The following is a 22,494-nucleotide window of genomic DNA, read 5'->3' as shown; positions in this document are numbered from 1 at the left end:
CGCGCCGTGGTAGAGAAAGGGCATGGAAGCGACGGTCGCGTTGTGCCCCCTTCATCCCGAGCGCCCCGCGGAGGGAACGTGCAGCCGCTGTGGCACCTTCTTGTGTGAAGGCTGCCGCAGGTGGCAGGTGGGGCGCATGCTCTGCCTTCACTGCCACACCGTCGCGCTGGGGGAGAAGCCCTCCCAGCGCGCGACGCTGGCGCTCATCTTCGCCACGGTGGGGTTCATCGGGTTCGTGCCGGGGCTCGTGGGCCTCGTGTTGGGCTACCAGGAACTGGCGGCCATCCGGCGCGGCACCGCCCCGGGCTCAGGGGAGGGCTGGGCCGTGCTCGCGCGTAACGTGGGCTGGTTCCATGTGGCCATGCTGGTCATCATCGGTCTCGGGGTGGCTTCGCGAAGCTGAGCGGGCCGGCTGGCGTCGTCACGGCGTCCTCGAAAGCGCCCGAGGCTTTGCAAGGCCGTCCACAGGACAGCTAGCTTCGCCCTCCTGACCCCGTTTGGGGTCGAAGTCAAAGGAGGGGGTTCACATGGGTTCGAAGAAGCTGGCGTTGGAGGCGGGGGGGCCGCCTCGCTTGGAGTTGTCGTGGGGCTGGGGGTGGAAGCGGTTCACCGTCACCCTGGATGGAAAGGTCGTGAGAACGTTGGACGGCGGGGCGGCCGAGCTCAAGCGGGGGGTGTTCTTCAACCTCCCTGACGGAAGCACGCTGAACGTCCTGCTCCAGAGTGGCGCGTTTCGCACGGGCCTGGAGGTGGTGCGCAACGGGGAGGTCGTTCCGGGGTCGGACACGGACCCGGCGCAGCAGGTCAAGCGCGCGGCGCACCTGCTCTATTTCCTGGCGGGCCTGAACACCTTGCTCGGTGTCGTCGCCATGGTGGCGCGGAGTGACCTCCTGGAGGCCGCGGGGATGGGGTTGGGCTCCCTCCTCTTTGGGCTGGTGGTCGCGGTGCTTGGCTTCTTCACCTACCGGGGCACCCGGGCGGCGCCCATGCTCGCCGGCCTCCTGTACATCGCCGACGCGCTCTTCGTACTGGCGGATTCCTTCTCGCAAGGAGGGCGCCTGCCCATCTTCCCCCTTGTCATCCGCGCCTTCATCGTCGTCACGCTCTTCAAGGCGGCGAACGCAGCGGCCAATCTGCGCCGTCGTGAACAGGAAGACGCGGGCGCGTCGCTCCAGCCCTGACTCCTGAAGGTACGGGCGCTGCTCGCGTCATGGGGGGACGCTCGCGCGTCCCGCTCGCACGCGGCCCAGACCATCCGGTCTCCAATGCCCCCCGTGTCCAGCGGCGGGGCCGGTGGCGCGTTGGTTGCTATGCCAAGGACCTCGTTGCGCCGCCGCTTCATTCGACGACTCGTTCCCCGGTCCTGGACACATGCTGACCCTCCGCGCCGAACAGCTTCGAGTGCTGGACGCCCACCGGCAGGACCAGTTCCTGGCTGGCTTGGAAGGCCATCTCCAGCGTCACTTCCCGGCCTTCGTGGCCATGCAGCCCCGCGAATCGCTGCGCACGTCCCTCCGCGCGGCGGTTGATGAGGCCGTCTCCGTGGGCTTGGAGACCCGGGGCGACGTGAGCGTCTACGTCAACCTCTGCGCGGTGCTCGGCTGGGACTTCGCGTCCGAACCCGAGAGCGCGTGGCTGGGCGCCTTGCTCCGTGACACGTCCATCCCCTCCGCCTCGTACCGGCTCAAGCTGGGCGTCCAGGAGCTCCAGCGACGCCTTGCGCTCGAGCTCCAACAGCGTGAGGCCCGGCAGCGGTTCGAGTCGGCCACGGACGCGGAGCGGCGCTGATGTTCTCGACACCCCTGGGCGTTTCATCCTTTCAGTTGGATACGGCGAACACGCAGTCGCGGAGCACCTTCGGGAGCACGCCGGTGTCTGGCTCCATGGTGCCGTGCCGGCCCGTGGAGAAGATGGCCATCGAGGTCTCGGTCGTCGACCTCCAGGGGCGGGCCCTCCCTGACCAGGTGCTCGAGCTGGCCTGGGGGCAGACCGTGTACCGGCTGAAGAGCAATGCCTTCGGGGCGGTGCGCTTCGAGGGGCTGGAGGCCACCAGCTACCCGCTGACCTTGTTGGGGCTGGACCGGCGGACGTTGGACGTTCCGTTGGTGGAGGCCCTTTCGTCCATGTGGGTGCTGAGCAGCCAGCCCGCGGAGTGGAGCGTGCTCCCGCCCTTGGCTTTTCCGGAGGCGATGCACGTCGTGCAGCCTGGCGAAGGGGTGGACACGATTGCCTTGGGCCGGGGACACCTCCCGGAGACGATCTGGGATGCCCCCCAGAATGGGACACTGCGAGCCCAGCGGCGGTGGCGGAACCAGCTCGCTGCTCAAGACACGCTCTACATTCCTCCCAGGGAGCCCGCGACCCTCCAGGTCTCCGCGGGATTCCATTACGTGCTTCGTTTCAATGGCGGCGTGTCCCGGCTGCGGCTGCGGCTGGCGGTCGGGTTCGAGCCGCAGGACGGCGTTCCCTATCTGCTGGAGGTGCCAGACGCACCCTCTCAGCAAGGGACCACGCGGAATGGGTACATCGACACGGTGGTCCCCGCGCAGACGACCCGCGTGACGTTGGTCCTCGACCAGGGAGCGACGCGCCTCGACCTCCCCGTGGGCGCCTTGTTGCCGCTGTCGGACGACCGGGGCGTCCAGCAGCGGCTGCGCAACCTGGGGTTCCCGTGTGCGTCCTCCGATGGCACGTTCGACGACGTGGCGAAGGGCGTGCTGCATCGCTTCCGGTCCGCGGTCTCCCTGCCTCACTCGGATGCCGTCGACGACGACGTCCGCGGGGCGCTCTTCGCACTCCACGACCAAGGGTGATTCATGGCGGGCCCGTTGACTGTTGCAGAGGTTCTGGAGAAGCGGAGACAGGCGCAGCTCGAGCTCCACCAGGAAGCGCTCTCCGTGGTGGAAAGACGGAGCGTGGCCCTCTCGGACCCGGAAGGCCATACGACGGTCATCAACCTCCCCCTGCCGCCCGCGGTGTTCACGGTGGTGAGCTGGAACGTGCAGACCTTCGAGGCTGGGAGGAGCCTGGGGAATCCCTTCGTCAACAAGGTCATCAACAAGGTGCTCGAGGCGGTGAGCGCCGACGTCTGCATCTTGCTGGAGAGCCGGTCGGACTCCTACATCAACATGAACGCCATTGAGACGGGCCATGTTGGCACCAAGGGGTGGAAGCAGGCCGTTGACGAGGAGGACCTGGATGACGACGGCGATGTCGATGAGGATGATGACGACGGCGTTGTCCCGGTCGACGATGAGGACGATGACGCCCTCGACGAGGATGACGGCGGCGCGCAGTTCGACCTGCTCGACGGCGGCGAGCCGCTGACCTACCAGCAGAACGTCAGCGAGATGACGGGGAAGCGCTGGCTGCCACCCAAGAAGCTCTGCATCTATGAGCCCGCCATGGTGAAGCTGCAGCGGGACGTCCGGGATTTGAACCGCATCGAGAGCCTCGAGAAGAAGACGAAGACGAAGAAGCTCACCAAGAAGGAGTCGGCGGCCCTCACGCGGCTCACAAAGAAGAAGGCCAAGAACCTGAAGGCGGACTCTCGATATTACGCTGCCGCGGAGCGCGCTCGGAAGAACGCGAGCCTGAAGAAGTTCCTGGGGGACTACGGCTATCACCCCAAGCTGCTCAAGGGCCTGTGTGTCGACTTGAAGGGCGCGCCCACGCAGGCGTGGATGGAACAGCTGCGCGACGACGCCGTCCTCCCGGTGCGGAGCTATTACAAGCTTGTCTACGTCCAGGACGACTGGAGTGAGCAGGAGCTCGACTGGAGCACGGACATCTCCACGTGTCCGCCGCAGGACAACTGGCGCTTCGTGCTTCGTCTGAAGCGATGCGCGTGTGGCGAGTCTCTGGGGTCTGGCTCTTGTGGGAGCTGTGAGGATTTTGGGGCGTACACCACTCCGCTCCAGAACCTGCGGCAGGCCGTGGATGCGCTCACGTTCTACATGTGCACCTGTCAGGAGAGCTACTCCATCCTCCTTCGGCAGGGGACAGGCACCCAGGGCTCCAGCTCGATGGGTGTCTGGATGAAGGACAAGCTCGTGTCGGTGAAGTCCGCCGCGGCGCGGCTGGTGATGCGTGCGCCAGGCGAGGAGGACACGTCGCACGGCATGCCGGTCTTCAAGGCCGGCATGCTCCTGGGCTATCAGGACAACAGCATCGGCTTCTACGGGCGCTGTCCCTATCTCCTCCCGGTGGAGCTGTGGCTGCCGTATCTCGGCACCAGCCACATGATGTACCTCGTGGCCTTTCATGGCCCGTTCGGCCCTTCCACCCTGGCGGGGGTGGAGCTCCGCGCCGCCGCGATGCGCGAGCTGATGAACGCCGGCACCGGGTCGACGAAGAAGCTCGAAGACGAAGAGGACGTGATGGTCATCGGTGACTTCAACCTGGACTGGGCTCCAGGCGTCCCGAAGCCCAGCGGGCAGCAGAAGATCGCCAATGCCCTGTACGAGGACTTCAGCACGCGCCGCTTCGAGGCGCTCATCCCGGATGGCATCGCGACCTCGCTGGCGAGCATCCATGGGGCCTCGAAGTGGAGGCAGAAGGCGCCAGACACCGCCGCCTTCACCAGCAGCGCCTATGACAACTGTTTCCTCAAGGGGAGCGCGCTGAAGTCGCACGTGGCCTCAGCCGCGGTGCTGGATGTCATCTCCTGGATTGAGGCGAACCTGTCGGAGTTCGACCTCCCGGACGACGACCCCCAGAAGGGAAAGCTCGGAACGCTCTCCACGAAGCACCAGGCGTTCTACATTTATCGGAAGTACGTGAGCGACCACCTGCCCATCGTCTGCGACATCCTGGTGGCCCCGCTGTCACCGCATACCCGGGCGTTGCAGGCGCAGGCCCGAGCCCTGACGAATCCCAATGTGGACCGCGAGGGAAGGGCGCGGACGCTCGCCTTGAGGCAATCGGTCACCCGGCCCTCCGTGGAGGCAGTGTTCCACTTCGACGAGATGATCGACTTCGGCGCAACGTCAGAGGCCGTGGACCAGTACCTGCCTTCCTATGAGGGAGAGACGCGCGTGGCGACCTGCGTGGGTCAAGTGGATCGGCACCAGGACGGGTACTTCGTCTTGAAGTGTGAGCCCTTCCAGGACCAGATTCTCTGGACGTCGTGGCGGCCAGAAACGCGGCCGCTCACGTTGGACAGGTTCCTGCGGTTCCATCCTCCGGGGACGCGTGTCCAGTGGACGATGCTCAATCCCCGGCCGGCGACGTAGCGCGGCCCTGACGGCAGCGTCGTGGGCAACGCGGGAGCAATGACTCGCGGCCTACCGGTCGGCCGCCTCCGCCGCGCTCCGCTCCTCCTTGCAGAACGCCAGTCGCTTCTGGATGACATCGAGCGGCACCGCCATCTCCAGCTTGAACGACGTCCCATCCGGCTGGACGCGCGCGAAGTCGAGCAGCTGCGCCAAATCCTTCTCACCCTCCGCCTGCGCCTTGATGCGCGCCATGCTCAGCGCGGCGCCCAGCGTCTTGCCCAGGTCGGTGACTTCGTCGCCATTCGCGCCGCGGACCTCGGCGACCATGGCCACGTCGCCGCTCGCGTCCACGTGGAGCTCCACGTTCTGCGCCACCTTGCGGATGCGCTCCGCCAGCTCCGCCTGCTCCTTGGGCAACAGCCGCGCGAGCTGGTCCACGGACAGCACGCCGTACATCTCCCCGTAGGTGCTGCCCTCGGAGATGGCGGGCGGCTCGTCCGGGCCGCGCCCCTCCACCCGGTCCACCACCGCCTTCACCTCGTCCGGCGACTTGCCAATCACCAGCAGCTCGTTGTTCCACGTCGCCACCGCGGCCTCGCTCCGGCGCCGCGCCGTGCTCCCATCCGGCCGCGTCACCGTCATGTCGCCCGGCTCGTACACCCGGGCGCCTTCGCCGTAGTCCATGGACACGCGCTCCCCCAGCAGTTCCTTGAACTTCGCGTTGCCGAAGTTGCCCGACAGCATCATCCCATCATCGGTGATGACCAGGCGGTCCAAATCCTGGAGCGGGTCCACGCCGCTGAGGTTTCGCAGCTCCTCCAGCCGCTTCCCACCATCCCGCATCAGGCAGTCCAGCAGCAGCTCACCAATGGGCGAGTGCCGCAGCGCGTTCGCCTCGATGACCACCGCCGTCTTGCCCTCTCCGCGGGGCAGGGCGGCCAGCAGCGGGTCCCTGGGCCGCGCGCGCTCCTGCGTGCCCGCGTCCACCTGCACGGGCAGGACCTGCGTCCGGCGCCGCTCCGCGCGCTCCCGCTCGGGGGCCCGCATCCGCCGGGGGAACTCCACCTTCGGCGTCTCCATGGCGGGCGCTTCGCCCTGCCCGGTGAACATCAACACCGCGGCCACCACGAACAGCATCGCCGCCACGACGAGCCACACCCGGCGGCGTCCACGGTTGTCCATGTCAGTAGTCCTTTCCCTCGAAGCGCCAGAACCCCACCGCCAGGGCCCCGAATCCAAACACCAGCACGCCGAGCAACAGCATGCCCAGCGAATGCACCTCCAGCGGCGTGGACGCGGCGATGTCGCCCGCGGCCATGGCCAGCGCGGACAGCCGCGGCAACACCAGCGTCACCGCCCGGAAGGCCTCGCGTCCGAAGCCCTCCTCGAAGAAGGGCGTCATCTGCTGCCGGTAGCCGGCGATGATGCCTCCCACCAGGAAGACGAAGCCAGAGGCCGCGCACAGCGCCACGCTGCGCACCATTGTCGCCGCCGTCAGCATCACCGCGTACACCGCCGCGAAGCCCACGCACGCCAGCAGCCCGGCGATGAGCGGCCCCGCCGTCCAGTACCCCGCCTTCACGCCGAAGATGAGCACCAGCCCCGTCGTCCCATACAGCGTCCCGCCCAGCGCCAGCACCATCACGCCCAGGAACGTCCCCGCCAGCAGGTGCCAGCGCTGAATCGGCAGCGCCAGCAGGTGCTCGATGCGCCCCGGTGACATCAGCGACGGCGCGAAGTCCGAGCACGCGACGATGCCGAACAGGATGCCGCCGTAGAACACCAGGAACGCCGCGGCCTGGTACACGGGCCGCAGGGCCACGTCGACAGAGCGGATGCTCGAGCGGAGCTCCTCGCCGAACAGCCGGGACGCCGCGAGCGCCCCATCCACCACCTCGATGCGCAAGCTCAGCGCCACCACGGCTAGCACCAGGGTGATGCCCACCATGAAGGCCAGGATGAACTTGCGCGACATCGCCTCACGGAGCACGTAGCCCGCGATTCCCAGGATGGGCTTCACGCCGCGGCCTCCACTGTTCCCATCAGCACCGACTCCAGGTCCGTTCCGTCACGCCGCAGCTCCACCATCAATGCCCCAGCCGCGCGTGCCCGGTCCAATGCTCCGTTGAGCGCCGCCGGGTCCTCTGCCTCGACGACGTACTGTCCCTCCGCGGCGCCTCGGATGAACCCCGCCGCCACCAGGGCCTCGGTGTTCGCCCCGGGGGCGAAGCGCACCAGCCACCGCACGCCGCCCCGCGCCAGGTCCTCCAGCCGGCCCTCGCGCACCACGCGGCCTCCCGCGAGGATGGCGACGCGATCGCAGACCCGCTCGGTCTCCGCCAGCAGGTGCGAGTTGAGGAACAGCGTCGTCCCACGCCGCACCTCGTCCTGAAGGATGCGCCGCACCTCCATCCGTCCCATGGGGTCGATTCCGTCCGTGGGCTCGTCCAGCACCAGCAGGGAAGGGGTGCCCACCAGCGCCGCGGCCAGGCCCAGCCGCTGACGCATGCCCTTGGAGTACCCGCCGATGCGCCGGCCCACCGCGTCCGACAGGCCCACGCGCTCCAGGAGGCGCAGGTTCACCGCGGGGGCCATGGGGAGGCCCTTCAGCCGCGTCACCGTCGCGAGGAAGGCGGGCGCCGTCCAGGTGCCGGGCAGGTGCAGGCGCTCGGGCAGGTATCCGATGCGGGCGCGGATGCGCGGGTCCTCGGGCGAGCCGCCCAGGACGCGGATGGCGCCCTCCGTGGGCTGGACGATGCCGAGGATGCTCTTGATGAAGGTCGTCTTGCCCGCGCCGTTGGGGCCGATGAGGCCGAAGGCGCTGCCCTCCGGCACCGTCAGGTCCATGCCCCGGAGGGCCTCGGTGCCTCCCTTCCGGAAGGCCCGGTGGTACGTCTTCCTCAATCCCCTCACTTCGATGGCGGGTGCCTGGCTTGTCACGGTCGGGAATGTAGACGACCGGGCCGTCCACTGATTGCGTCAGGTTGCCGGGCGGTCGCCCGGGTGGGCGGAGCGGTCTCCTGGCGACCCCCTGCGGCGCTCCGTTCGCGCCCGTGGGAAAGCCGCTTCGCACGCCTGCTGTGCCTGCCGCGCCGCGGTACCTCGTTGTTCCGGGGACTTGGCGGCTTCCGCGTTCCTTGGAGCTCCACGGTCCGGCCCATGCAATGTCCGGCGGCGGACCCCATGCCCCGAGGAGCACCGGACATGACGTACGAGGACCGCATCGAACAGCAGTTGCTGGACGCCCGCCGCGAGCTGGCGCTGGCCGACCAGGACCTGGCGACGGGGACGGAGGCGGCGCGCGTGCGCTACGCCCGCGCCCTGCACGAAGCGGACATCGCCGAGCGCCGCGCGCAGCGCCACGCCCGGGAGGCGCGCAACCATCAGCGGAGCTGGAGGCTCGTCGCAGGCTGAGCAGGCGAGCAGGGGCCAGAAACGATGAAGGCGCGGCGCCGCCGGTTTATACCGGCGACGCCATGGCCTATCCCATCCACCGACCCCGCCGCCTGCGCCGCAACGCCGTCCTGCGTGACATGGTGCGCGAGACGCGCCTCGACCCGAGCGACTTCATCTACCCCCTGTTCGTCGTGGAGGGCCGGGACGTGCGCCGTCCCATCGTCTCCATGCCGGGCATCTTCAACCTGTCGCTGGAGCACGTCGTCGCGGAGGCCCGGCAGGCCCGGCAGCTGGGCGTGCCCGCCGTCCTCCTGTTCGGCATCCCGAACCACAAGGACGCCCGCGGCACCCAGGCCTACGCCGACGACGGCATCGTCCAGCGCGCCATCCAGGCCATCAAGGCGGCCGAGCCGGACCTCCAGGTCATCGTCGACGTCTGCCTCTGCGAGTTCACCGACCACGGCCACTGCGGCGTGTTGGAGGGCGGCCACGTCGTCAATGACGCCACGCTGCCGCTGCTGGCGAAGATGTCCGTGAGCTGCGCGAAGGCGGGCGCGGACATCATCGCGCCGTCGGACATGATGGACGGCCGGGTGGCCGCCATCCGCGCCGCCCTGGATGAGACGGGCTTCGGCGAGCTGCCCATCATGGCCTACTCGGCCAAGTTCGCGTCCGGTTACTACGGGCCGTTCCGCGAGGCGGCCCAGAACACGCCGACCTCCGGCGACCGCCGGGGCTACCAGATGGACCCCGGCAACTTCCGCGAAGCCCTCAGGGAAGTGGCCCTGGACGTGGAGGAGGGCGCGGACCTCATCATGGTCAAGCCCGCGCTGGCCTACCTGGACGTCATCCGCGCCGTGCGCGAGCGCTGGGAGCTGCCCGTCGTCTCCTACAACGTGTCCGGCGAGTACTCCATGCTCAAGGCCGCCGGGCAGAACGGGTGGATTGACTACGAGCGGGTGATGCTGGAGACGCTCACGTCCATGAAGCGCGCCGGCTCCGACCTCATCATCACCTACCACGCCCTGGAAGCAGCGAAGCTCCTGTAGGCAACAGCCGGACGGACTCGCGGCGGGTTGACGCTTGATCCGCCGCGCGCGTTGCGTCCAAATGCGCGTCGCACGATGCCAACCCCCAAGCGGCCTGGACGCAAGTCCCAGAAGCCCCCGCCCCAACGCCGGCGCACCGCGAAGCCGCGGTCCGGCGCCGGTCGCGCGGTCCGTGTCTCCCCCCCAGGACCCTTGCAGTACAAAGTGGTCGAGCTGTCCACGGTGGACGAGGGTGCCCTGGAGCGCACGCTCAACGAGTGGACGGCCAAGGGCTGGAGCCTCGACGGCATCCAGTTTGCGATGCGCGAGTCCTCCAAGCGCCCGGCCATGGCCTTCATCCTCTTCACGCGCCAGGGCGGCCCCGCCGAGCACGATGAAGACGCGGCGCGCGGGCGGCTGATGCGGATGTCGGAGACGGGCAGCCCCACCGCGGCGCTCGCGGCGGAGTACACGCGTGAGCACGCCGAGTGGGCCGCGCCCATGATTTCTCCTTTGAGCGCCCACGAACGGCTGGCGCGCCTGGCGGGACTGGACGAGCCCGAGCCGCGCGAGGAAGGCCTCACGCTGGAGCCGGAGGAGTGAGCACCGCGCGAAGCCGCGTGTTCATGGCGGCCAGCAGGCAGGGTGGCCGCGCCTTGCGGCTGGTGTCCGGAGAGGCGCAACCCGATTCCCCCTATCCCAAGGCCTCGCTCTGGCTGCGCGGCGGCGCGCGGGCGGTGGACGTGTCGGTGGCGTGGGGCCTGTACGTGGTGGGGGGGGCGGCGGGCGCGGTGGTGGCGCTGCTGTTCCTGCTGCTGGCGGACGGGATGCTCCAGGGCCAGAGCGTGGGCAAGCGCATCTTCGGCGTGAAGGTGATGCACCTGCCCACGCGCTCGGCGGCGCGGCACCGCGACAGCACCCTGCGCAACGCGCCGCTGGCGCTCATCGTGCTGCTGGGGATGATGCCCGCGCCGCATGGGACGGTGGCCGCGGCGGCGGGGCTGCTCGTCATCGGAGGCGTGGAGGCGTGGCGCGTGCTGAGGGATCCGCTGGGCTGGCGGCTGGGCGACACCTGGGCGCAGACGCAGGTGGTCGACGGGAAGGTTGTCGCGGGCGTAACCGTTGCAGCTCGCACGCCGGTCGCGCATGAGCGCGCCTCCGGAAGGCTCATGTCCGCGGCGAAGGTGCGCCGTGGACGCTCGTCGTTCAGGAAGCGAAGGGGGTACCCGTGCGCATCGCGCTGACCCACAACCTCAGGCTGTCTGATTTGGAAGAAGAGGCGGAGTTCGACACGCAGGAGACGGTCAACGCGCTCGCGGCGGCCATCGAGCGCATCGGCCACCGGCTGGAGCGCTTCGAGGTGAGCGGCCCGGCTTCGCGCACCGTGGCGCGGCTGGAGGCCTACAGCCCGGACCTCATCTTCAACACCGCCGAGGGGCGCCGCGGCCGCTTCCGCGAGGCCTTCTATCCGGCCCTCTTCGACGAGCTGGGCTTCCCGTACACGGGCTCGGACGCGTACGCGCTGGCGCTGACGCTCGACAAGCAGCTCACCAAGCTGGTGCTGTCCAAGCAGGGCATCCGCACGCCCGGCTGGCAGTACGTGGAGAAGCTCAGCGAGCTGTCCGCGGAGAACCTGCGCTTCCCCGTCATCGTGAAGCCCAACTTCGAGGGCTCCTCCAAGGGCATCACCCAGGACTCCATCGCGGAGACGCTGGACGAGGTGCGCGCCAAGGTGGCCTCCGCGCTGGAGAAGTACCCGTCCGGCGTGCTGGTGGAGGAGTACATCTCCGGCCGCGACCTCGCCGTGCCGTTCCTGGAGTCGGTGGACAACGACTACGACGGCGTGCTCACCCCGGTGGAGTACGTCATCGACCCGGTCGCCACGCAGGGCCGCAAGTACGCCATCTACGACTACGCGCTGAAGACGTCTCGGGAGGGCGCGGTCAGCGTGCGCGCCCCGGCGCAGATTCCGCCTCGCACGGCGGAGGACATCCGGCGGATGGCGCAGAAGGTGTACCAGGCGCTGGACTGCCGTGACTTGGGCCGCATCGACGTGCGCCTGAGTGACGCGGGCGTGCCGTACTTTCTGGAGATCAACGCGCTCCCCAGCCTGGAGCCGGGCGCGGGCATCTACGCGTCCGCGGAGCTGGACGGCCTGCACCTGGATGGGGTCATCAACTCCATCATCACCAGCGCGGCGAAGCGGTACAAAATCAAGGACTCGTCGCGCCGCCAGGGCAAGCCCGCGCGCAAGAGCGGTCCGCTGCGCGTGGGCTTCAGCTTCAACGTGAAGCGCGTGAAGCCCACGGCCACGGCGGAGACGGTGGAGGACAGCGAGGCCGAGTACGACTCGCCGAACACGCTCCAGGCCATCCGCGAGGCGATCGCGTCGTGGGGCCACGAGGTCATCGACCTGGAGGCCACGGCCGAGCTGCCCTCGGTGCTGTCGAGCACGCCGCTGGACGTGGTGTTCAACATCGCGGAGGGCTTCAAGGGCCGCAACCGCGAGAGCCAGGTCCCGGCGCTGCTGGAGCTGCTGGACATCCCGTACACGGGCTCGGACCCGGCCACGCTGTCCATCGCCCTGGACAAGGGCCTGGCGAAGAAGATTGTCCGGCAGGCGGGCATCCTCACGCCCAACTTCCAGCTCATGGCGACGGGCAAGGAGCGCCTCAACAAGGAGTTCACCAGCTTCCCGCTCATCGTGAAGCCGGTGGCGGAGGGCAGCTCCAAGGGCGTCGTCACCAAGAGCGTCTGCCACAGCGAGGCGGAACTGCGCGAGGTGGTGCGGGAGATTGCCGGCAAGTACCAGCAGCCCGCGCTCATCGAGGAGTACATCCGCGGCCGTGAGTTCACCGTGGGCCTGCTGGGCGAGCGGCGACCCCGCGTCCTGCCGCCCATGGAGATCGTCTTCCTGGACCGGGAGGAGAAGAACCCCGTCTACAGCTTCCAGCACAAGCTCGATTGGACGGACCGCATCCGCTACGACGCGCCGGCGAAGCTGGAGCCCGCGCTGCTGGAGCGGCTGCGCACGGCGGCGCGCAGCTCGTTCATGGCGCTGGGATGCCGCGACGTCGCGCGCATCGACTTCCGCATGGACGACAAGGGGCGCATCTACTTCATCGAGTGCAACCCGCTGCCGGGCCTGACGCCGGGCTGGAGCGACCTGGTGCTCATCGCCCAGGGCGCCGGCATGGACTACCGGGGGCTCATCGGCGAAATCATGGCCCCCGCCATCCGCCGCTACAAGGAGCGCGAGGCGCGCCGCGCCGCCAGCGAGCACCCCGCTTCGGTGCTGCGCAAGAGCGCGCCCCTGGAGGAGGGGACGCCCGCCGCCGCGCAGCCCGTGGCCGCGACGGCGCCCACCCCGGCGGCCCCAGCGGCGGAGCCGTCCCCGCGCGTGGACGCGAAGGCCTGAGTCCGACGTGACGCCCCGGCCCGAGTCCGCCCACCGAGGCGGCGGGCGGGGCCGGGTGGAGTGGTTGACGGTGGGGAGTGGTCGGTTAGTGTCCGCCTCCATGGTGCACATCCCCGAGGAGACCGGTCCGCGCGTCCGGGCCCGTGAGCTGGGCCTGCCGCTGGGGCGCTTCAAGCCCGGCAAGTTCAACGCCATCACCGACGTGGAGGGGGTGCTCGTCGGGCACAGCACGTTGATACGGGGCGAGGGCCCGCTGCGCCCCGGGCACGGTCCGGTGCGCACGGGGGTCACCGCCATCCTCCCCAACCAGGGGAACATCTTCATGGAGCGGATGACGGGCGGCGGCTTCGTGCTCAACGGCGCGGGCGAGGTCTCCGGCATGACGCAGCTCATGGAGTGGGGCCTCATCGAGACGCCCATCCTCCTCACCAACACCATGGCGGTGGGGGCGGTGTCGGACGGCGTGGCGCGCTACCTGGTGGACCGCTACCCCGGCATCGGCGACGAGCACGACGTCATCATCCCCGTGGTGGGGGAGTGCGACGACTCCTGGCTCAACGACATCTCCGGGCGCCATGTGCGCGAGGAGCATGTCTTCGAGGCCATTCACACCGCCTCCTCCGGCCCCGTGGCCGAGGGGAACGTGGGCGGCGGCACGGGCATGGTGACGTGCGACTTCAAGGGCGGCATCGGCACGTCCTCCCGCAAGCTGCCGGAGGTGCTCGGCGGCTACACGCTGGGCGTGCTGGTGATGTCCAACTTCGGGAAGATGCACAACCTGCGCGTGGGCGGCCTGCCCGTGGGCGAGGTGCTGGCGGAGAAGTTCAAGGGCACGCCCAAGCGCGGCCAGACGTACGGCTCCATCATCGCGGTGGTGGCCACGGACGCGCCGCTGCTGAGCCATCAAATCAACCGCCTCTGCAAGCGCGTGGCGCTGGGCATTGGCCGGGTGGGCAGCTACGCGGCGCACGGCTCGGGGGAGATTGTCGTCGGCTTCTCCACGGCGAACATCATCCCCCGGCGCACCCAGAAGATGGTCTACAAGCTGAAGCTCCTCCTGGACCAGCGCCTGGACCCCCTCTACGAGGCCGTCATGGAGGCCACCGAGGAGGCCATCCTCAACGCCATGTGCATGGCCACGTCCATGACGGGGGCCAACGGAAACCACTGCCCGGCGCTCCCCCTGGACGAGGTCCGGCGCTTCCTGGACGCCTACAAGCCGATTTTCGCCTCCGTGAAGAAGCGCCCCCAGCAGTCGAGCGCCCCGGCGGCCAGGGAGCGGCCCGGCAACGAGGACCGGGAGGGGGACGTGAAGGCGTCCACCGCCCGGCCGACCCAGGTCCGGAGCGCCGAGGGAATCCCGTTTCCCACCCGTCCGGCACCGGACGACCCCGGCGAGCCGGGGGGGCCCGAGGGTTCCTCTTCCGGGAGCCCCGCGGGTTCTGATAGTTAAGCCCCTCTTTTCACGTCTCCGTATGGAGCACAGGAGTCACAGATGGCCCGCAGCAAGAGCAAGCACCGTCGCGTGCAGATGAAGATCAAGCAGGCCTGGAAGAAGCGGGCGAAGAAGAACAAGGCCGAGGCCAAGGCCGCCGCCGAGTCGAAGAAGAAGTAGTCGTCCCGACCGCGCTCGTGCGGCCCGTGGCTCAGTCCCGGGTCGCCGAGAACGGACTGCTGACGTTGCAGCGCTGTCCCCCCGTGTCGGACGCGCGCACGTAGCTGCCCGTGAGGACGCCGGCGATGGACGCCGTCCCGCCATCCGTCAGCGGCGCCATGTAGCTGCCGGTGAGCGTCAGCGTGTCCGTCCGGTTCGCCGAGGGCGCTCCCGTCCCCGTCATCAGGAAGGTCCCCTGCGCGGTGATGGTGCCCCGGACGGGGACGCCCGCCAGCCGGCTGGCGAGGTTTTCGCCCGAGCGGGCGATGTCCAGGACTTCACCCGTGGGAACGTCCACCCCCAGGAGCGCGCACTCCGAAGGCACGCCCGCGTCCGGGTTGAACTGCAGCCGGTAGCGGCCTTCGACGGCGGGGCACTCCGTGCAGGGGGGAGCTTCTCCGCCACAGGCGCCGGTGGTGAGCAGGAGCAACCCGGCGAAGAAGAGGGCGAAACGTCCAGAAGTCATGACTTGGTTCTCCTTGAGACGGAAGCCGGACTTCCCGGTGGGACGGCCGGTTCCTACGTTGGGAAAGGGCGGCGTTCGGTGGGCTCGTAGGGTGGGGTGGGGCGGTGGCTGACTCGAGGCGGTGGTCCAACTTTGTATTCGCCGGGCTTTTCGCCCTGGCGCTGATTCTCTTCTCCAGGATTCTGCTGCCGTTCCTGATGCCGGTGTTGCTGGGCGGCTTCCTGGTGGTGCTGTTCATGCCGGTGCAGGACTCCCTGTGCCACAAGCTGGGGGGACGCAAGTCTCTCAGCGCCGGGGTGTCCACCGTCACCGTGTTCGTCCTCATCCTGGCGCCGCTGGCGCTGGTGGGGTGGATGGTGGCGCGCGAGGTGTTCCAGTTCGTGGGCCAGGCGCAGGCCCTGCTGGAGCAGCAGCACCTGCGTCACCCGTTCCTCGCCAGCCTGCCGCTGGGCCTGGAGCGCTACCTCCGGCTGGACGCGGACAGCGCGGAGACGGAGCGGGCGCTCCTGGCCGCGGTGACGGGCGGCGCGTCGCTGCTGCGCGACGTGGCGGCGGCGGGCACGGACCTGGTCATCAACCTGTTCCTGATGTCCGTGGCCATGTACTACTTCTTCCTCGACGGCCGCCGGCTGGTGGCCGAGGTCATGCGGCTCATCCCGCTGGACCGGCGCTACTTCGAGGCCTTCGCGCGCGAGTTCACCGACGTCGCCTACGCCATCATCTATGGCAACACCCTCACCGCGCTCATCCAGGGCGCCGTGGGCTTCGTCGGGCTGCTCATCGCGGGGGTGCCACATGCCGGCGTGTGGGGCGCGGCCATGGTGCTGGTGGCGCTGGTGCCCGTGGGCGGCACGGCCCTGGTGTGGGGCCCCATTGGCGTGGTGCTCATCGCCGCCAACCAGGTGGGTGAGGGCGTCTTCCTCCTGGCCTGGGGCGCCTTCCTGGTGGGCAGCATCGACAACGTCATCCGGCCCCGGCTGTGTGGTTCGCGCATGGCGCTGCACCCGCTGCTCGTCTTCCTGTCCATGTTCGGCGGGCTGGCGGTGTTCGGGATGATGGGCTTGCTGGTGGGGCCGCTCATCGCCTCCATCTTCATGGCCATGGTCCGCATCTACCGCCGCGACTTCCTGGGCATTGGACGCGCCGAGGACCTGTCCGCCGATGAGGGGAGCACGGCGACGCCTCCCATGTCCTCCCGCAGGCCACCCGCGGCGCAGGCGATGGGGCCCGCGGCGACGTTCAACGCCTGAGCGGCGGGAGCACCGCGGAGCCTGGACTTCCCCGACGGGGTGGGTGAACCTCCCTGGGGAATGACGACCGCCCGACACTCGATGGTTCGCTGGGGGCTGTGGTGTGCCCTGGTGGTGGCGCTGGCCTCGCCGCAGGCCGCCGCGGCGAAGCGGAAGGGCATGGCGGTGGACCCGGAGTCGCACACCACCCCCGACCCTTTCCTGGAGGTGTCGCTGGACACGGGCTCGGGCGGCACGGTGGGGGATGGGCCGGCGCGCCCGCCCCTGGCGCGGCTGACGCTGGGGGGCACGACGACGTGGCGCAACTACTGCGCGCGGCCCGGCGTGAAGTCCTGTGGCGAATATGACCGGCTCCCGGCGAACGAGCGCCTGGGCGACACGGTGAGTTATGCGTCGTCGGTGCCGTACCTGGGCATCGCCGCCGAGCTGGAGCTGCTGCCGCTGGCGCACAGCGCGTCCCTGCTGCGGGGACTGGGCCTGTCGCTGGGCTACCGGCGCGGGTTTTCCTCCACGAACGTGACGCTGGTGGGTGACGCCGGCCAGTCGACCACGCGCGCGGTGGTGGCCACGGACTCGGTGCTCACGGCGCAGGCGCTGTACCGCCATGACTTCGGCGCGGAGGCGTCGAACGCGCCGCCGGGCTACGCGGGGCTGCGCGCGGGCCTGCTCACCCGCGCCTTCGACGTGGACGCGTCCGCCAACAGCCCGCTCGCCGGGACGCACCGCCTGTTCCCCGCCGTGGGGCTGGAGGTGTCGGTGCCGCTGCTGCGCTGGGTCCGGCTGGAGGGCGCGGGGCAGTTCTTCCTGAGCCCGAAGCCGGGCAAGGGCCTGGGCGGCGGCGGCGCGGCGCTGGACGCGGAGGTCAGCGACTACGGCACGTCGGTGTCCAGCTTCGGCTGGGAGGCGGAGCTGGGCGTCGGGGGCGACCTCTGGGGGCCCTTCGGCTACTCGGTCCGCTTCCGCCTGTCCCGCTTCCAGGACACGTTCTCCGGCGCCGGCACCAGGCTGGGCTGGGATGAGGGCGGCGTGGCGGCGGAGACGTACTCCAGTCTGCACTGGGGCATCACCGCGTCCTACTGAGGCGCGTTGCTGGCTCCCACTCGGGCGCGGCGGAGGCGTAGGGTGCGGACATGTCCGAGCACGTGTCCCCCCAGGAGCTGCGCAGGAAGTGGAAGCTGGCGAACGCGGAGCCGCTGGAGGGTGGACACCGGCTCTACGCGTACCGCGCGCTGGCGCACGGCTGTCCCGCGTTCGTCCCCAACCTCCTGTCGTTGAGCCGCACGTTGCTGGCCGGAAGGCACGACGCGGCGGACCCGGAGGCCGCGGCGACCGAGGCCGAGCAGGTGCTCCGCTCCGCGTCGGACGTCTCCGCGGGAGCCCCGGAGCCCCTGCTGGCGCTGGGGCACTTCCTGGTCTCCGTGCGCCAGGCGCCCGACGAGGCGGAGCGGGCCTTCTCCTCCGCGGCCAGCGCGGCGATGGCCTTGCTGGAAGAGGCGTGGGCGGGGTGGATTCACGCGCTGGGCGCGCAGGGACAACTGGACGCGGCGCTGGAGGTGGAGGAGCGGGCGCGGAGCCTCTTTCCCAGCTCCAAGGCGCTGACTCAGGCGGTGGCGTTCGCGCGAGCACAGTCGGATACGCGCTGACGCGTGTCCCGCCCCGTCAGGACATGCGCTCCAGCGAGCTCCGGCCGCCGGCCCGCACGGCCTTGCGGTGCTGGGCAATCCGGTTGCGAGCCCACTCCGGGGCCAGCTCCAGCTCCTCCGGGAAGAAGAGGTCCTCGCCCATCCCCTTGACGCGCACCTGGATGAGCGGGTCATCGGGGTACTGCGTGGCCGGGTCGTCGAACACCAGCCCCACGACGATGCCCGTCTTGCCCAGGAAGCGCTGGCTGATGGTGCCGTCCCCGGAGTGCGGCACGACCTTCACCGTCGCGCCAATGCGCACCGGGGCGCCGTCCACGTCCTGACAGATGATGAGTGAGGGGTCCTGGGTCATGGCGCGTAGGAGCGGGGCTTGAGCGACTTCGAGATGACCACCAGCACGGCGGTGATGACGACCCATGCGAGCAGGTGGTGGGTGAGGACGTGCCGCGCGTCCTTCTCGCAGGCGAGCTCGCCGAGCAGCGCGCCCGTCGCACCCACGGACAGGCCCGCCACCACGGCGCGCAGCGGCTGGAAGAAGGCGCCCCGCAGCGCGAGCAGCGCGACCCCCAGCGGCACCACGTCGATGGCCAGGTGACTGACGGTGCAGACCCAGCCCGGGAGCGATGAGGGGGCGTGTGGCGTGGCCCGGGCCAGCACCAGGGCCGCCGCGCTGACCACCGCCAGCCCCACGCCCAGCCGGCGTACCCAGCGGCCCTTGGGGGACAGCGCGCCCCACGCGCACACCGCGCTGGTTCCCACCAGCATGGCCAACAGCGGCGCGCGCGCCAGGAGCAGCGGGCCGGTGACGGCGCCCACCGCGAGCATCACCCCGGCCGCCAGCAGGCCCAGGCCCGCGGACGCCGCCATCAGCCAGACGGCCTGCGTGCGCCAGCGCCGCACCGGACGACGAAGCGCAAGCTCGCCCCGGACCGCGGCGAGCACGCGCTCCAGCGCGGCGTTGTCCTTCGTGGGCGCCTGGGTGAGCAGCGGATCCAGGTCCACCGGTGGCTTCATCGCGCCACCTCCAGCGCCAGCTCGCCCAGCAGCTCTCGCAGCCTCTCGTAGCCCCGGTGCGCCCGCAGCCGCGCGGCGCCAGGGCTGATGCCTCGCAGCGCGCCAATCTCCTCGAAGGACCAGCCCTCCACCTTGCTGAGCACCACGGCTTCACGGTGGTCCGGGGGGAGTCGTTGCAAGGCGTCCAGCAGGTGCCTGCGCAGCGCCGGGTCGCTGTCATCTGGCGCCGGGGACGCGGGTGTCGCGGTGTCCTCCCGGGAGGCGTAGGCGTCCACGTGTCGTTGGTGCCTCAGCGCGTCGCGCGCGGCGTTCGCGGCGATGGTCATCAGCCAGGGCGTGAAGCGGGTGCCGGGCTCGTAGCGGCCTCGCGAGCGGATGACGGACAAGAAGGTGGCCTGGAGCAGGTCTTCCGCGAGCGCGCCATTGCGCACCATCCGGGCCAGGAAGCCTTGGACCCGCGGCGCGTGCCGCGCGAAGAGGTCCTCGAAGGCGTCCGATGCTCCGTCGCGAAACCGTTCCATGAGCTCTTCGTCCGTTTGGCTCCGCATCACCCGGCTCCTCTACGGGCCGCTCGCGAAAGTGTTTCCAGCGGTCGCGATTCTCAAGGTCCAGCGGGAAAATCGTTGAAAAGTCGCGGGGTTGTGTGCGCCGCCAACATCCCGTCCTGCCCCGGAGGGCGAGGCCGTTAGTGTTGGGCGCGGAGGCACCTCGGACGCGTGGACCATTGGAGCATCGAAGGCATGGGGGCGGGGTTGGTGGCAAGCCTGCTGGCGGGCACGGCGACGGGACTGGGCGCGCTGCCCGTGCTCGTCACCTCGGAGCTCAGCCGGAAGGCCCAGGACCGGATGTTGGGCTTCAGCGCGGGGGTGATGCTGGCGGCCACGTCCTTCTCACTGGTCATCCCCGCGATGGAGTTGGTGAGAGGGCAGGGCCATGACGGGCTCTCGGCGGCGCTGCGCGTGGCGGCGGGGGTGTTGCTGGGTGGACTGTTCCTGCGCGTGTGGCACGACCTGATGCCGCACGAACATTCCCTCAAGGGCCATGAAGGCCACGGCGGCGCGAAGTGGAACAGCGTGCTGCTGTTCGTGCTGGCCATGACGCTGCACAACTTCCCGGAGGGACTGGCGGTGGGCGTGTCCTTCGCCGCGCCGCAGCCGGAGCTGGGCCTGTCGGTGGCGCTGGGCATCGGCGCGCAGAACATTCCCGAAGGCCTGGTGGTGGCGCTGGCGCTGCGGGCCACGGGGGCGTCCTCGGCGCGCGCCGCGTTCCTGGCGCTGCTCACCGGCATGGTGGAGCCGGTGGGGGCGCTGTTCGGCCTCCTGGCCTTGTCCCTCAGCTCCGCGCTGCTGCCGTGGGGACTGGCCTTCGCGGGCGGAGCGATGCTCTACGTCATCAGCCACGAGATGATTCCGGAGAGCCACCGCGGCGGCTTCGAGCGCGAGGCCACCACCGGCCTCATGTGGGGCTTCGTGCTCGCGCTGGTGCTGGACATGTCGCTGGGCTGACGGCGCCCGCTGGGGCTACGCGGGCAGCAGCACCAGGCGGGCAATCTCCGGAGGCGCGCCCACGCGCATGGGCGGGCCCACGAAGCCGCAGCCCCGGCTGACGTAGATGAGCGAGTCGCCCGTGCGGCTCAGGCCCGCGTTGCGCGCTCCCCAGATGAGGTCGCCCATCAGGTTGGCCGGGAACATCTGTCCGCCGTGCGTGTGCCCTGACACCTGGAGCCCCACGCCGCGCCGGGCCACCTCGTCGAAGTTGGATGGCTGGTGCGCCAGCAGCACGGAGGCCCTGTCGGGCCGCACGTCGCGCAGCGCCGCGTCCAGGTCATAGCCGCGCTCGCCCATGCGGTGCGCGCTCCAGTCATCCACGCCCGCCAATTGGAAGGACGCCGCGCCGTCTCCAATGGACACGGAGCGGTTGCGCAGCACCTGGATGCCCAGCCCCTCCAGGAAGGCGACCCACGAATCGGCGCCCGAGTAGTAGTCGTGGTTGCCGGTGACGAACCAGGTGCCGTACCGCGCGCTCAGCTTCCCCAGGCTGGCTGCGAAGACACCAAGCGAAGCGACGGAGCCGTCCACCAGGTCCCCGGTGATGGCGATGACGTCCGGCTTGAGGGCGTTGGTGCGGGCCACCAGCTCATCCATGAAGCGGCGCTGAATCACCCCGCCGATGTGGATGTCGGTGAGCTGCACCAGCGTCAGGCCCTCCAGCGCGCGCGGCAGGTGGGGCAGCCGCACGGGGATGTCGCGCACGTCGGGTGGGTGGTACGCGCGCCAGCCGCCGTAGGAGCTCACCGCCACGCCCGCGAGCCCCGCGCCCACCGCGAGCCCTTGCCCCAGCAGGGCCCGGCGCTCCGGCGAGGCGGGCGCGGTGGGGAGGGGCGTCGCCGCGCGGGCCTTGCGGCGCTCACGCCACGCGACCAGGGTCCGCACCGTGTCCACCGCCAGGGTGAACATGAGCAGGTAGAGGACCAGGCCAATCCACAGGAGGAAGACAATGCCCAGGCGCCTCGCCCCCTCGGAGGGCAGCACGGCGCCAATGGCCCGCGCGCCCAGGGCGCCCACGAAGCCCACGGCGAACAGCCCCTGGGCGGTGCGCCGCAGCCACTTGCGCTTCGTCACGTCACGGACAAGCCGGCGGTAGAGATAGACATGGCCCACCGACAGCACGGCGAGCACGGGAACGAAGAAGAGGAGCAGGCTGACCCAGCGTGGCATCGGGAACCCTGCATAACGGACGCCTTCCCGCCGCGCTCCAGGATTCCAGGGGGACAGGCAGGAAGGTGGCGCAGGCGCACCCCAGGCCCCTTTCCCGCGCCGCCGGGCCGGTGCAGGCTGCGCCGTCCCGCGAGGCCGATTCCCGGTCCGCGCACTCCTTCGAGGTCGTCATGCTCCGCTCCCTGCTGGCTCCCATGCTCCTGGCTGTCTCGCTGCTCGGCTGTGGCGACGACGAGAGCGTCAACCCCGACTCGGGAGACCCGACCAAGGTGACGTACGCGGAGTCGCTCAACGTGGACCTGGCCGCGATGACCCGCCTGGAGAGCGGGCTCTACATCCACGACACGTTCCTCGTGGAGGATGGCGCGCTGGCCGAGTCGGGCAAGCGCGTGCAGGTGCGCTACACGGGCTACCTGCCGGACGGCCGGAGCTTCGACGCCACCGGAAATGGGCCCGCCCTTGGCTTCACCCTGGGCGTGGGGCAGGTCATCGCCGGTTGGGATGAAGGCATCGTCGGCATGCGCGTGGGGGGCCGCCGCCGCCTCATCATCCCGTCGTCCCTGGGCTACGGCGCCACCGGCTCGGGCGGCCGGATTCCGCCCTACACGGTCCTCATCTTCGACACCGAGCTCGTGTCCGTCCGCTGACGCAGGCGAGGAACTCCGCTCGCCGACGTGTTATAGGATTTCCGT

At 69.9% G+C, this 22,494-nt stretch carries 25 protein-coding genes; 17 read left to right on the top strand and 8 right to left on the bottom strand.

The window, feature by feature from the left end:
- Positions 1-22: 22 nt before the first annotated feature.
- The 5 genes from KGD87_RS09795 to KGD87_RS09775 all read left to right on the top strand — a co-directional run bounded on the left by KGD87_RS09795 (position 23) and on the right by KGD87_RS09775 (position 5,234).
- Positions 23-403: a DUF4190 domain-containing protein gene (locus KGD87_RS09795; RefSeq protein ID WP_163780373.1), complete on the top strand. Its 381-nt coding sequence runs from the start codon at positions 23-25 to the stop codon at positions 401-403.
- A gap of 124 nt (positions 404-527) precedes the next feature.
- Positions 528-1,181, top strand: a complete 654-nt coding sequence (locus KGD87_RS09790; protein WP_284667190.1) for a hypothetical protein — start codon at positions 528-530, stop codon at positions 1,179-1,181.
- Positions 1,182-1,371: 190 nt separating this feature from the next.
- Positions 1,372-1,788 carry a hypothetical protein gene (locus KGD87_RS09785; protein WP_284667189.1) on the top strand — a complete coding sequence of 139 codons (417 nt, stop codon included), beginning with the start codon at positions 1,372-1,374 and terminating at the stop codon, positions 1,786-1,788.
- Positions 1,788-2,813 carry a hypothetical protein gene (locus KGD87_RS09780; RefSeq protein WP_284667188.1) on the top strand — a complete coding sequence of 342 codons (1,026 nt, stop codon included), beginning with the start codon at positions 1,788-1,790 and terminating at the stop codon, positions 2,811-2,813. The genes KGD87_RS09785 and KGD87_RS09780 overlap by 1 nt, the downstream gene beginning before the upstream one ends.
- A gap of 84 nt (positions 2,814-2,897) precedes the next feature.
- On the top strand, positions 2,898-5,234 hold the full coding sequence (locus KGD87_RS09775) for an exonuclease/endonuclease/phosphatase family protein (protein WP_284667187.1): 2,337 nt from the start codon (positions 2,898-2,900) through the stop codon (positions 5,232-5,234).
- Positions 5,235-5,285: 51 nt separating this feature from the next.
- Here KGD87_RS09775 and KGD87_RS09770 read toward each other — a convergent pair whose 3' ends face one another.
- Genes KGD87_RS09770 through KGD87_RS09760 form a run of 3 tightly spaced genes read right to left on the bottom strand, consistent with a single transcriptional unit; the run spans position 5,286 to position 8,120 of the window.
- Complete coding sequence (locus KGD87_RS09770) at positions 5,286-6,398, bottom strand: hypothetical protein (RefSeq protein WP_284667186.1); 1,113 nt, start codon at positions 6,396-6,398, stop codon at positions 5,286-5,288.
- A gap of 1 nt (position 6,399) precedes the next feature.
- Entirely contained in the window at positions 6,400-7,236 is an 837-nt protein-coding gene (locus tag KGD87_RS09765) for an ABC-2 transporter permease (RefSeq protein ID WP_284667185.1), read from the bottom strand.
- Entirely contained in the window at positions 7,233-8,120 is an 888-nt protein-coding gene (locus KGD87_RS09760; protein ID WP_284667184.1) for an ABC transporter ATP-binding protein, read from the bottom strand. Before KGD87_RS09760 ends, KGD87_RS09765 begins: the two co-directional genes overlap by 4 nt.
- A gap of 300 nt (positions 8,121-8,420) precedes the next feature.
- On the opposite strand from KGD87_RS09760, the gene KGD87_RS09755 reads away from it, so the two are divergent.
- The 7 genes from KGD87_RS09755 (at position 8,421) to KGD87_RS09725 (ending at position 14,673) form a co-directional block, all read left to right on the top strand.
- Positions 8,421-8,630: a hypothetical protein gene (locus KGD87_RS09755; protein WP_255217069.1), complete on the top strand. Its 210-nt coding sequence runs from the start codon at positions 8,421-8,423 to the stop codon at positions 8,628-8,630.
- Positions 8,631-8,692: 62 nt separating this feature from the next.
- On the top strand, positions 8,693-9,661 hold the full coding sequence (gene hemB / locus KGD87_RS09750) for a porphobilinogen synthase (RefSeq protein ID WP_284667183.1): 969 nt from the start codon (positions 8,693-8,695) through the stop codon (positions 9,659-9,661).
- A 192-nt stretch (positions 9,662-9,853) separates the two neighbouring features.
- The gene (gene sglS, locus KGD87_RS09745) at positions 9,854-10,243 is read left to right on the top strand and encodes a type IV pili motility protein SglS (RefSeq protein WP_255217070.1); all 390 of its coding nucleotides are present in this window, start codon (positions 9,854-9,856) and stop codon (positions 10,241-10,243) included.
- A complete protein-coding gene (locus KGD87_RS09740) occupies positions 10,240-10,884 on the top strand; it encodes an RDD family protein (protein ID WP_284667181.1) in 645 nt (214 codons plus the stop codon). The genes sglS and KGD87_RS09740 overlap by 4 nt, the downstream gene beginning before the upstream one ends.
- Positions 10,869-13,058 carry a D-alanine--D-alanine ligase family protein gene (locus tag KGD87_RS09735; RefSeq protein WP_284667180.1) on the top strand — a complete coding sequence of 730 codons (2,190 nt, stop codon included), beginning with the start codon at positions 10,869-10,871 and terminating at the stop codon, positions 13,056-13,058. The genes KGD87_RS09740 and KGD87_RS09735 overlap by 16 nt, the downstream gene beginning before the upstream one ends.
- 100 nt (positions 13,059-13,158) lie before the next feature.
- A complete protein-coding gene (locus tag KGD87_RS09730; protein WP_284668609.1) occupies positions 13,159-14,511 on the top strand; it encodes a DmpA family aminopeptidase in 1,353 nt (450 codons plus the stop codon).
- 42 nt (positions 14,512-14,553) lie between these two features.
- The gene (locus KGD87_RS09725; RefSeq protein WP_002636551.1) at positions 14,554-14,673 is read left to right on the top strand and encodes a hypothetical protein; all 120 of its coding nucleotides are present in this window, start codon (positions 14,554-14,556) and stop codon (positions 14,671-14,673) included.
- 31 nt (positions 14,674-14,704) lie between these two features.
- Here KGD87_RS09725 and KGD87_RS09720 read toward each other — a convergent pair whose 3' ends face one another.
- Positions 14,705-15,178 carry a hypothetical protein gene (locus KGD87_RS09720; protein ID WP_284667179.1) on the bottom strand — a complete coding sequence of 158 codons (474 nt, stop codon included), beginning with the start codon at positions 15,176-15,178 and terminating at the stop codon, positions 14,705-14,707.
- Positions 15,179-15,282: 104 nt separating this feature from the next.
- Between KGD87_RS09720 and KGD87_RS09715 the strand changes: the two genes are divergently transcribed.
- Genes KGD87_RS09715 through KGD87_RS09705 form a run of 3 tightly spaced genes read left to right on the top strand, consistent with a single transcriptional unit; the run spans position 15,283 to position 18,071 of the window.
- Entirely contained in the window at positions 15,283-16,428 is a 1,146-nt protein-coding gene (locus KGD87_RS09715; protein WP_284667178.1) for an AI-2E family transporter, read from the top strand.
- A gap of 60 nt (positions 16,429-16,488) precedes the next feature.
- Positions 16,489-17,508: a hypothetical protein gene (locus tag KGD87_RS09710; RefSeq protein ID WP_284667177.1), complete on the top strand. Its 1,020-nt coding sequence runs from the start codon at positions 16,489-16,491 to the stop codon at positions 17,506-17,508.
- Between the two features lie 50 nt (positions 17,509-17,558).
- Complete coding sequence (locus KGD87_RS09705; protein ID WP_284667176.1) at positions 17,559-18,071, top strand: hypothetical protein; 513 nt, start codon at positions 17,559-17,561, stop codon at positions 18,069-18,071.
- 16 nt (positions 18,072-18,087) lie between these two features.
- On the opposite strand, the gene KGD87_RS09700 is transcribed toward KGD87_RS09705, so the two are convergent.
- From KGD87_RS09700 to KGD87_RS09690, 3 genes are read right to left on the bottom strand one after another with little or no spacing between them, the layout of a single operon-like run.
- Complete coding sequence (locus tag KGD87_RS09700; protein ID WP_284667175.1) at positions 18,088-18,423, bottom strand: Carotenogenesis protein CarS; 336 nt, start codon at positions 18,421-18,423, stop codon at positions 18,088-18,090.
- Positions 18,420-19,085 (bottom strand): DUF1109 domain-containing protein, encoded by a 666-nt coding sequence (locus KGD87_RS09695; protein ID WP_284667174.1) that lies wholly within the window; start codon positions 19,083-19,085, stop codon positions 18,420-18,422. Before KGD87_RS09695 ends, KGD87_RS09700 begins: the two co-directional genes overlap by 4 nt.
- Positions 19,082-19,633 carry an RNA polymerase sigma factor gene (locus KGD87_RS09690; protein ID WP_284667173.1) on the bottom strand — a complete coding sequence of 184 codons (552 nt, stop codon included), beginning with the start codon at positions 19,631-19,633 and terminating at the stop codon, positions 19,082-19,084. The genes KGD87_RS09695 and KGD87_RS09690 overlap by 4 nt, the downstream gene beginning before the upstream one ends.
- 192 nt (positions 19,634-19,825) lie before the next feature.
- Here KGD87_RS09690 and KGD87_RS09685 point away from each other — a divergent pair, with 192 nt between their 5' ends.
- Complete coding sequence (locus KGD87_RS09685) at positions 19,826-20,590, top strand: ZIP family metal transporter (protein WP_350102512.1); 765 nt, start codon at positions 19,826-19,828, stop codon at positions 20,588-20,590.
- Between the two features lie 15 nt (positions 20,591-20,605).
- Here the strand turns inward: KGD87_RS09685 and KGD87_RS09680 are convergent, their stop codons facing one another.
- Positions 20,606-21,802, bottom strand: a complete 1,197-nt coding sequence (locus KGD87_RS09680; RefSeq protein WP_284667171.1) for a metallophosphoesterase — start codon at positions 21,800-21,802, stop codon at positions 20,606-20,608.
- A gap of 170 nt (positions 21,803-21,972) precedes the next feature.
- Here KGD87_RS09680 and KGD87_RS09675 point away from each other — a divergent pair, with 170 nt between their 5' ends.
- Positions 21,973-22,449 carry an FKBP-type peptidyl-prolyl cis-trans isomerase gene (locus KGD87_RS09675; protein ID WP_176416172.1) on the top strand — a complete coding sequence of 159 codons (477 nt, stop codon included), beginning with the start codon at positions 21,973-21,975 and terminating at the stop codon, positions 22,447-22,449.
- Positions 22,450-22,494 lie beyond the last annotated feature (45 nt).

Source organism: Myxococcus sp. SDU36, assembly GCF_030168875.1.
GTDB lineage: Bacteria > Myxococcota > Myxococcia > Myxococcales > Myxococcaceae > Myxococcus > Myxococcus vastator.
Note: the sequence above shows the minus strand (reverse complement) of the source record. Positions and strands in the feature narration are given on the sequence as shown.